General features: G+C 53.3%; 9 protein-coding genes. 4 read left to right on the top strand and 5 right to left on the bottom strand.

Annotated features, from left to right (window positions below):
* From ACPLUI_RS09850 to ACPLUI_RS09830, 5 genes are all read right to left on the bottom strand, one after another.
* Nucleotides 1-1,531: recombinase family protein (locus tag ACPLUI_RS09850; protein WP_424660090.1), on the bottom strand; the 1,531-nt coding region annotated here is incomplete at its 3' end.
* Nucleotides 1,532-1,564: 33 nt separating this feature from the next.
* Nucleotides 1,565-2,167 carry a hypothetical protein gene (locus tag ACPLUI_RS09845; protein WP_424660089.1) on the bottom strand — a complete coding sequence of 201 codons (603 nt, stop codon included), beginning with the start codon at nt 2,165-2,167 and terminating at the stop codon, nt 1,565-1,567.
* A 329-nt stretch (nt 2,168-2,496) separates the two neighbouring features.
* Complete coding sequence (locus tag ACPLUI_RS09840; RefSeq protein WP_424660088.1) at nt 2,497-2,757, bottom strand: Ada metal-binding domain-containing protein; 261 nt, start codon at nt 2,755-2,757, stop codon at nt 2,497-2,499.
* 59 nt (nt 2,758-2,816) lie between these two features.
* Nucleotides 2,817-3,329 carry an ImmA/IrrE family metallo-endopeptidase gene (locus ACPLUI_RS09835; RefSeq protein WP_424660087.1) on the bottom strand — a complete coding sequence of 171 codons (513 nt, stop codon included), beginning with the start codon at nt 3,327-3,329 and terminating at the stop codon, nt 2,817-2,819.
* A complete protein-coding gene (locus ACPLUI_RS09830; RefSeq protein ID WP_424660086.1) occupies nt 3,326-3,766 on the bottom strand; it encodes a helix-turn-helix domain-containing protein in 441 nt (146 codons plus the stop codon). The genes ACPLUI_RS09835 and ACPLUI_RS09830 overlap by 4 nt, the downstream gene beginning before the upstream one ends.
* Before the next feature lie 217 nt (nt 3,767-3,983).
* Between ACPLUI_RS09830 and ACPLUI_RS09825 the strand changes: the two genes are divergently transcribed.
* The 4 genes from ACPLUI_RS09825 (at nt 3,984) to ACPLUI_RS09810 (ending at nt 6,004) form a co-directional block, all read left to right on the top strand.
* Entirely contained in the window at nt 3,984-4,205 is a 222-nt protein-coding gene (locus tag ACPLUI_RS09825) for a helix-turn-helix domain-containing protein (RefSeq protein ID WP_424660085.1), read from the top strand.
* A gap of 59 nt (nt 4,206-4,264) precedes the next feature.
* Complete coding sequence (locus ACPLUI_RS09820; protein ID WP_424660084.1) at nt 4,265-5,101, top strand: ORF6N domain-containing protein; 837 nt, start codon at nt 4,265-4,267, stop codon at nt 5,099-5,101.
* Between the two features lie 104 nt (nt 5,102-5,205).
* A complete protein-coding gene (locus tag ACPLUI_RS09815) occupies nt 5,206-5,517 on the top strand; it encodes a helix-turn-helix domain-containing protein (protein ID WP_424660083.1) in 312 nt (103 codons plus the stop codon).
* Between the two features lie 115 nt (nt 5,518-5,632).
* A complete protein-coding gene (locus ACPLUI_RS09810) occupies nt 5,633-6,004 on the top strand; it encodes a hypothetical protein (protein WP_424660082.1) in 372 nt (123 codons plus the stop codon).
* Nucleotides 6,005-6,098 lie beyond the last annotated feature (94 nt).

The raw sequence follows: 6,098 nt of genomic DNA, 5'->3' as shown, positions 1-6,098 counted from the left end.
CCCGGTTCGTGCCGACCTTCATCACCTCGTCCAGCCGGCACAGCTTGCTGATAATCTTATCTTCGTCGATGTACTGCACGGCTGGCTTCACTTTCTGCATGTTTATTTTCTGTGCCTCGGTCTCTTCGAGTTTGGCCTTCAGTTTCTCTATCTCCGGGTTGACGAATTCCGGCGGGGTGCCTTTGGCGATGGCGGCTACCAGGTTGCTGATCTGGGCATTCAGGTCCCTGATCTGCCTGTCCAGGAACATAACGGCGGACTGGTAGCTTTTATTTTCTTCCTTGAGCATGTCGTTCACCTTTCTCACCAGCTCCCCGATCCTCTCCGGCGTGCCGAACCTCTTCTGTATTTCCAGTATGACGTACCGTTCTATTGCTTCCTTTTCCAGCCTGACACCGGGTATGCACCGGCTGGTGTACTGCCCTTCGTAAAGGACGGTGCTGCACTGGTACTTCAGCCTGTGCCTGCCGCCCCGGGTATCGCCAACTATGTTCCCCCCGCAGTAGGTGCAGACGAAAAACCTCTCTCCTTCTATGTTTTTACCGGTGAGCAGGAAGCGGCTTTCCTCCTGGGGGATATTCTTATCATTGAAGTTACGCCCCTCTATCAATTTGCGGCACGCCAGGGCTTCTTCTTCGGTGATAAGTGCTGGGTGCGCGTTTGGCACCACGACCCATTCCTCTTCGGGTTTGAATTTTTCCCCTCTGGCCCTCCGGTTTTCACGGTTCCAGAAAGCATAGCCGGCCAGCTGCAAGAGCCGGTCCTTGCGAAAGAATTCCCTGATAAAAGATGTGGTTATGGGCCGTCCTTCTGGGGAGAGCCAGCCCTGCCGGTTGCAGTAATCGCGGATACCGTCATAGGACAGGTTTTGCTTGAGCTTTAGTTCCCGCACGATAAACTGTGCCCGGGGCCCCCACTCTTCGTCAATCTCCCACAGCAGGCGGGTGATTTCCCGGCCACGGTGATCTATTCCCCGGACAACACGCACGTTTTTATAGCCGGCAGGCGCACGGCCACCGTTCTTGTAGCACCAGCCAGTTTCCGGGTCCCGCTGGGCGATGCTGCCTTTCATCTTCTCCAGGGTGTGCATGGACGTGGCCATGCTTTCCGCTTCGGCCCGGGTTTCGTCGATTGATTCCATCCAGAACCCGGCAATGGTGCTGCTGTCGTAGGGCGTGAGTACCGGGACGACCCTGACGCCGTACTGAGCCAGTTCCGCCTTGACGAGGACGGCTTTGGCCCGGCGGCGCATGAAGCGGGAAGATTCATGGACCAGGATCAGGGATACACGCGGGTCCTCCTTGGCCAGCCTGATCATCTCTTCAAACTGCTCCCGCTTCACATCGTCCCGGTAGGCGGACCGTCCACGGTCGGCAAATTCCCGCAAGATGATTATGTTTTCCCGTTCGGCATAGGCCCGGACCTCTTTCAGCTGTTCGGCTACCGAAACTCCTTTCTGGGCCTGGCGGGGATCAGAAACCCTGGCATAAGCCAGGGCGTAGCGGGGCTGCTTTTCGGTGTGTCCGCGCATGGTGTTCCTCCCTGTTTTATGGTGAAAGCGTCTTTAATTCCCTGTTCTTTTCTGCAACAGCTTTTTAAAAACATAAGCCACGGCAATACCGGTAAACATGCCGGCGAAGTAAACAAGCGGGGACGGAGGCTGTTCTTGTGTTGCGTGATTGGCCTGAGAAGGCTTCTGCGTCCTGGCACTTTCCTGCTGCTTGGTTGTTATATAAGGTTCCGCATACCGCTGTTCAAATAGTTTAAGGTAATTGGTCTTCGAGGTGGTTTCTGAGGTAACGCCGGGGCCGGGTCTGGTAAAATCGAAGTTCGTTGAACCGGTGGAACTGCTGGGCCCGGCGATGTCGTCCGAGGAATCGGAAGAGTGGTTTTGTACATTTATCCTACTCAGAGGCGATTCGTGGGTATCGATAACCCAGGTGTCTCCCAGGCGGTATGCTGTCGCGCTGTTGCCCCTGGTATCCATATAATGAAACATGTCATCCCCAATCCAATACCCCGTTCCAGAATTACCTTCGCTGTCGTGATAATAAAGGAAGTCCCCCATCTTTTCGTAAGTGGCGGTCGTCGCCCATGCGGGACATGCCGCACAGATGGCTGTCATTAGAACCACTGTCCATACGAATACTTTAAGATAATTAACCATCTCCATCCCCCCTTATATCTCTTACCTGTTTTTCTTGTAGAGTTCTCTTGGTAGCACAGTACAGCCATACGAACGAAAGCAGAGTGAGGATAAGCCAAGCTACGTCAAAAGGGGCAGGGTCATTGTCGTCAAGACTTCTTTCGTGGTACAAAGTTGGCGTGTAAATCCTTTCAGTCACGTGCCCCGACCACCTATCCCTCACAAAAACGAGTTTCGCACCGTCACGTGTCATTGTCGTTACTTCCATCCGGTGAGCAGCCGCAAAAATGAGCAACAGGAAGATGATAGCAGGCAAAACCCATCGTGGCATGGCGAGCACCACCTCTTATTTAGCCTGGCGGCCTGCAGACCCTGCACGGCCTGTATCCGGCAGCCTTCGCTTCTTCCGGGGAAGAAAACCAGATCTGGTTCTCGGGTTTTATCCTCTGTGCCCACTTACAGTCAGGGTAATGATAAATATTACTATGAATGCTGCCGACAAATTTATACTGCTGCTGTTGCTGGTTTGCTGGCTGGCTGCCGCAGGAAGAAAGGATGAGGGCGAGCAGGAGCAGCACACTTAAGATCGCCAGCTTGCGGCGCAGCCTCACAGATGCCACCTCCTTTCTTGTCGTTGCGTGTCGAAAGCCCCCTAAAATACAAAAACCCGCTACCCGGCGGTTTCTTCCACAATCTTTTGAATGATTTCTGTCCACTTGGAGTAGTGACGTTTTTTTATGAACCTGAATTTTAAACCCATAAACCAATCCTCAACGTCAAAATACTCCAACCAGTCCTCCCACTCATGAGGGCCCCTCTTTAAAAAGTCCCAGAAGGCCGTGTCCGGGATGAGGAAACCCGTAGCCCACTGAAGCGCTTCACGTTCGTCCGCAGCCACCCGTCTCCAGAGGTCGAACCGCTGCCAGCTGTCAAGATTGTAGTAATCTGCAGTGTGGTACAGTATGTGGTCGCCGGCAGGGGGGTACACCATGTGGCCGATCTCTTCGGCCAGGACGCACTTTTTGTGGCGCGAGGGGTACCGCAGAGTCTCATCGAGTACAATCAGCCTCCTGGCGGGCCAGGCGTAGGCATCGAGGAGCGGGTGCTGCTTGTGCAGGTTTTTGTACCGCACGTCCACGCCCATGCCAAAGATAAGGCCTTCTAAGTCCTCCAGGGTGATCAAACCTCTCCCTCCCTGTCATTCTCGTCCTCCTTTTTAAAAGCCTTAAAAGCCCCCGAACCGGGCTGCCTCGGACCGTGAGCTGCCAGGTCTCCCCTTTCGAGAGGCTTAAATTTTTGAACCACCCTCTCAAACAACACTGACCTCACTTCCGGCGGCAGGTTATACTCATAAACCATTTCGGCTACTTTTAACAGGGCATCGCCCAGGTTGTTTTCATAGAGGGGCGCGTCGAGGTCGGGTTCGGTCTTTTTATCATTGCCAAGTATATAGTCTGCGGAAACCCCAAACTTTTCATACAGTTTAACAAGCAAATCCTGGTTCAATCTTCTTCTTCCGTTTTCCAGGTCATAGAGGTAGGGCACGGATATGCCAAGGATTTCGGCCATTTTTTCTGCGGACAACTTTTTTCTTTTTCTTAACTCCCTTAAGCGCGACATTTATATCCAGCTCCTTTGGCAATATGCATAAATATTTTACCCTGGTAACAGTACCTTATGCCATTAGCAAATAGCCTAAAACGGCAAAATAATTAGGCTGATCGCCTAAGATAAAGTTAGGCGCATATATTTTGCCGTACAGACGGCTAATAGCCTTAAGCGGCCTTTGAGCAATTAGGCTAGTAGCCTTATAGTAATGGTAAGGCAGGTGATGGCAATGGACTTCAGTGCAGTCGTTAAAGAGAAGCTTGTCCAGAAGCAGCTTAAGATCACCGACCTGGCGCGCCTGACGGGTTTAAGTTATGCCTACCTAATTGATTTACTTCGGGGCCGCAGGCGGTGGAATGAAGACAACATGCATAAAGTATGTGACGTGCTTGGGATCAAGATTGAATTTATAGACAACACATCACCTCCTGGAGAGGTGGTAAGTAAGTAACTTTCTCTGACCTTATCAACCCAGAAAACTTATCTACTTGAACCAAGGGGGCCCATCTCATGAACAACATCGTTCACCTGACCATCGCCGACCGGAAGCATGAACTGACGATTAAGGAATACCGCGGTCAGCGGGTAGTGACGTTCCGGGACATCGACGAGTTGCACCGGAGGCCGGAAGGAACGGCAGGAAGAAACTTTAGAGAGAATCGACAGCACTTCATTGAAGGCGAGGATTACTTTGAGCTAAACCAACCCGACGAAATTCGTCGCCTTGGTTTTGAAAGACCGCAGGGTGGCACACCAAACAAAATTATCCTCCTCACCGAATCCGGCTATCTCATGCTGGTCAAATCCTTCACCGACGACCTGGCCTGGCAGGTGCAGCGGCAACTGGTCAACCACTACTTCCGCAGTAAAACCTTAACAACCCCTAAAGACAATTCCCTGCGCCAGGCCGAGATCGAAGCCCGCCTTCGCAACGCCAAAACCCGACAGGCCAAACTGATGAAGCAGATGGCCGAGGACTTCAAAGACATGCTGTCGCCGGAAAGTATTCAACTGCTTGTGGCCGGTGCTACGGAGCTTATCATGGGCAGACCACTCCTCCCCAAGCCGCAAATCGAGGTACACTTTACCGCCACGGAGATTGCGGAAGAACTCGGTATCAGCGCCAACCGGCTGGGACGGATTGCCAATAAATACGGTCTTAAAACGCCGGAATACGGCAAGTGGGTACTGGACAAATCGCCGCACAGCAATAAACAGGTCAGGAGCTTTATTTACAACGTCCGCGGCAGGCAGGCGCTGATTGATGCGTACAACCGTGAAGCCGAGGTCAGGGTTGTAACGCTTGTCCCGGTAGATTCCACGAATATGGAAAAGGGATCATCATAACAATGATTCCATTTCCTTTTTAAAAGGTGGTAATGTCCTGGCTGAATCAATCATGCCAGATTTAACGCGAATTACCAACAGATTATGCGAAAGGAGGGTAATAAATGGTCATCAGTCTTGAGAAGTACCGGAAAACCCGGCAACTCCGGGCTTCCGTTGAAATCACCATAGGTGAGCGGGTAGCCATCGCAAGGAAAGATCAGGGCCTCACCCAGGAAGAGCTGGGCTGGCGCGTTGGCTACAGCCAGTCCGTCATCAGTCGCATGGAGACCGGGGCCGCGGAAATCACTCCCGGGGACATGGCGGCCATTGCAAAAGCCCTGGGTAACCCGGCCCTGCTTGAGACTTACTGTAGCACCTGCCCGGTGTGCCGGGCTGCGGTCGAGATGAGCAGCTGGCCCAAGCCGGCGGCGTGAGGCGCTATGTGGACGTTTGAATCAAAAGAAGATGTGACATTGCCCGTTGAAGCGCGCGGCCTGGCCGGGGACATCCTGGCCAGGTGGATAGTCCGCATTCTGGAGGGTGAGCAGCATGGTCATTCCCTTCCCGACACCCGAAGACCGCGCCGCAGTACAGACCGCCGTGAACGTCTTCCTCTGGACCCAGCGGCCACAGACCCGGCTGCTGATGCTGGAGGCGGCCCGGGAAGTGCTGGAACGCTACAACATCAGCAGGTTGCATATAAGTGATTACACCGTCGCCCTGGACCGGGACGGCTTCGTGGCCATAACAGCCCGGAAAATCCTGGCCAATGACCAGAGAACTTGCCCGGGCTGCGGCGCCGACATCTATGCCTGGCCTGGTGATGTGCGGATCCTGTCGATCCAGGAGGGCTGCAGGAGGGACGTGGTTACATACGGCTGCCGGTGCGGGAGGGTGTTTGCCAAAATTGAACCAGTCTAGGAGGTAGAAAAACGTGTTCAGGAGGCTTTACTTGCGGTGGCAAACATGGCGGGCGGAGATGTTTCCGCCACAGCAAAAGCCTCCTTGTTATAAT

It is taken from the genome of Desulfofundulus sp., from assembly GCF_049701015.1.
GTDB lineage: Bacteria > Bacillota > Desulfotomaculia > Desulfotomaculales > Desulfovirgulaceae > Desulfofundulus.
Note: the sequence above shows the minus strand (reverse complement) of the source record. Positions and strands in the feature narration are given on the sequence as shown.

Coding starts and splice junctions, on each gene's coding strand:
- ACPLUI_RS09845 (WP_424660089.1), bottom strand. CDS start 2,167: ATGGTTAATTATCTTAAAGTATTCGTATGGACAGTGGTTCTAATGACA.
- ACPLUI_RS09830 (WP_424660086.1), bottom strand. CDS start 3,766: ATGTCGCGCTTAAGGGAGTTAAGAAAAAGAAAAAAGTTGTCCGCAGAA.
- ACPLUI_RS09825 (WP_424660085.1), top strand. CDS start 3,984: ATGGACTTCAGTGCAGTCGTTAAAGAGAAGCTTGTCCAGAAGCAGCTT.
- ACPLUI_RS09820 (WP_424660084.1), top strand. CDS start 4,265: ATGAACAACATCGTTCACCTGACCATCGCCGACCGGAAGCATGAACTG.
- ACPLUI_RS09815 (WP_424660083.1), top strand. CDS start 5,206: ATGGTCATCAGTCTTGAGAAGTACCGGAAAACCCGGCAACTCCGGGCT.
- ACPLUI_RS09810 (WP_424660082.1), top strand. CDS start 5,633: ATGGTCATTCCCTTCCCGACACCCGAAGACCGCGCCGCAGTACAGACC.